We start from the raw sequence: 2,736 nt of genomic DNA, 5'->3' as shown, positions 1-2,736 counted from the left end.
GTCCAGGCCACCATCGAGGCCGCGGGCCGCGAGGAGGCAGCCGTCTCGCTGGGCTCCCTGCGCCGCGACGAGGGCGGCGCCGACCGCCTCGCCGCCTCGCTCGCCGAGGCCCACGCGCACGGCGCCGAACTCGACTGGCAGGCCCTCTACCCCGACGCGGGAACGGTCGTCGACCTGCCCACCTACGCCTTCCAGCGCCAGTACTTCTGGCTGACGGACGACGGCCGGGTGCCGGACGGTACGCCGCTCTCCGCCGTGGCCGACGTGGAGGCCCGGTTCTGGGAAGCGGTGGAGCGCGAGGACCTGGAGGAACTGGCGGCCGAGCTGGACGTGGCGGACGATCCCGCGTCCGCCGGACTGGGGGCCGTACTGCCGGTCCTGTCGTCGTGGCGGCGGCAGCGGCGCGAGCGGTCCACCCTCGACGGCTGGCGCTACCGGGTCACCTGGAAGCCGCTGCCGAGCGGCACCCTGCCGACGTCCGGGCCCTCCGGCCGCTGGCTCGTCGTGGTGCCGGAGCACGTGGCGTCGAACGTGGCGGAGCACCCGTGGGCCGCGGGCGTGCGGGAAGCGCTGGCCACGGCCGGTGCGGAGATCGTCGAACTGGCCCTACCCGCCGCAGAGTTGACGCGTGAGGCACTCGCCGGGCAGCTGCGGGACGTGGCCCACGCGGCGGAACTCGCCGGTGTCGTCTCGCTGCTCGGCCTCGACGAGTCCGCCCACGGCGCGCACGAGGCCGTGTCGGCGGGGCTCGCTGGCACCGTCGCCCTGGTGCAGGCCCTCGGGGACGCCGGGATCGGGTCCCGGCTGTGGGCGGTGACCGGCGGAGCCGTCGCCACCGGCCGCGGCGACCGGGACACGCACCCCGTCCAGGCGCAGATATGGGGCCTGGGGCGCGTCGTGGCCCTGGAGTACCCGGACCGGTGGGGCGGTCTGATCGACCTGCCCCGGGCGTACGACGCGCGGGCCGCGTCCCGGTTCGCCGCCGTCCTGGCGGGTACCGGCGACGAGGACCAGCTCGCGGTGCGGGACACGGGCGTGTTCGTACGCCGCTTCGCCCACGCCCCCGTGGACACGGGCAAGGGCGCGGCCCCGGAGTGGACGCCGCGCGGCACCGCGCTGGTCACCGGTGGCACGGGTGCCATCGGCGGGCACGTGGCGCGGTGGCTGGCGAGCGAGGGCGTCGAGCACCTCGTACTGACGAGCCGTCGTGGTCTCGACGCTCCCGGCGCCGGTGAACTGAAGGCGGAGCTGGAGGAGCTGGGCGCCGAAGTGACCGTCGCCGCCTGCGACGTGTCCGACTGGGACGCCGTCACGGGCCTTCTCGACGACCTCGCGGCCCAGGGCCGCACCCTGCGCTCCGTGTTCCACGCGGCGGGCGTCGGCCAGGAGCAGCCCCTGGCGACGATGACCACCGCCGACATCGCGGGCGTCCTGGAGGCGAAGGTCGCGGGTGCCACGCACCTCGACGCACTCCTCGACACCGGTTCGCTCGACGCCTTCGTGCTGTTCTCGTCCAACGCGGCCGTCTGGGGCAGCGGCAGCCAGGGCGCGTACGCGGCCGCCAACGCGCACCTCGACGCGCTCGCCGAAGCCCGGCGCGCCCGCGGCCTCGCCGCGACCTCCGTCGCGTGGGGGCTGTGGGGCGGCGGCAGTGGCATGGCCGGAGAGGAGGCCGAGGAAGCCCTGCGGCGCCTCGGCGTCACGGCGATGGCACCGGGCCGCGCGGTCGCGGCACTGTCCGAGGCGGTGGCGTACGACGAGACGTTCCTGGCCGTCGCGGACGTCGACTGGGAGCGGTTCGCGCCCGCCTTCACGTCGGTGCGGCCGAGCCCCTTCATCGGGGACCTGCCCGAGGTGCGGCGCGCGCTCGCCGGACCGGAGACCGTCGTCGCGTCCGGCGCGAAGAGCCCGGTGACGGGCTCCGACTGGGCCGAGCGGCTCGCCGCCCTGCCGCCCGCGGAGCAGGAGCGGTCGGCCCTCGACCTGGTGCGGGCCCAGGCCGCCGCCGTCCTCGGCTACGCGGGTGCGGAAGCCGTCGAGCCGGGGCGGGCGTTCCGTGAGCTGGGCTTCGACTCGCTGACGGCGGTCGAGGTCCGTAACCGGCTCGCCGCCGCGACTGGGTTGAAGCTGCCCACGACCCTCGTCTTCGACTATCCGACCTCGGCCGTCCTGGCGGAACACCTGCGCCGCGAGGCACTGGGCGACACGCCGAGCACCACGACCGCCGGGGCATCGGCGGGCGCGCCCGCGACGGCCGACGACCCGATCGCCATCGTCTCCATGAGCTGCCGCTACCCCGGCGGCGCCACCAGCCCCGACGCTCTGTGGCGGCTCGTCGCCGACGGCACGGACGCCATCTCCGGCTTCCCCGCCGACCGCGGCTGGGAAGGCGCCGGAGCGGCGGCCTACAAGGCGGAGGGCGGTTTCCTCTACGACGCCGCCGAGTTCGACGCGGCCTTCTTCGGCATCTCACCGCGCGAGGCCCTGTCCATCGACCCCCAGCAGCGCCTCCTCCTGGAAACCACCTGGGAGGCGTTCGAGCTGGGAGGCGTTCGAGCGCGCCGGTATCGCGCCCACCTCCGTACGCGGCCACCAGACCGGCGTCTTCATCGGCTCCGGCTACCAGGGCTACGGCGAAGGCGTCCAGGAGCCGCCGGAGGGCGTCGAGGGGTATCTGCTCACCGGCAACGCCGGCGCGGTGGTCTCCGGCCGCCTGTCGTACGCGTTCGGCCTGGA

At 75.5% G+C, this 2,736-nt stretch carries 1 pseudogene; it reads left to right on the top strand.

Annotation, left to right across the window (positions count from 1 at the left end):
- Positions 1-267: 267 nt before the first annotated feature.
- Positions 268-2,736 (top strand): annotated as a pseudogene (locus STRAU_RS44860) (SDR family NAD(P)-dependent oxidoreductase); the annotation flags it as partial.

Source organism: Streptomyces aurantiacus JA 4570 (assembly GCF_000414115.1).
Taxonomy (GTDB): domain Bacteria; phylum Actinomycetota; class Actinomycetes; order Streptomycetales; family Streptomycetaceae; genus Streptomyces; species Streptomyces aurantiacus_A.
Note: the sequence above shows the minus strand (reverse complement) of the source record. Positions and strands in the feature narration are given on the sequence as shown.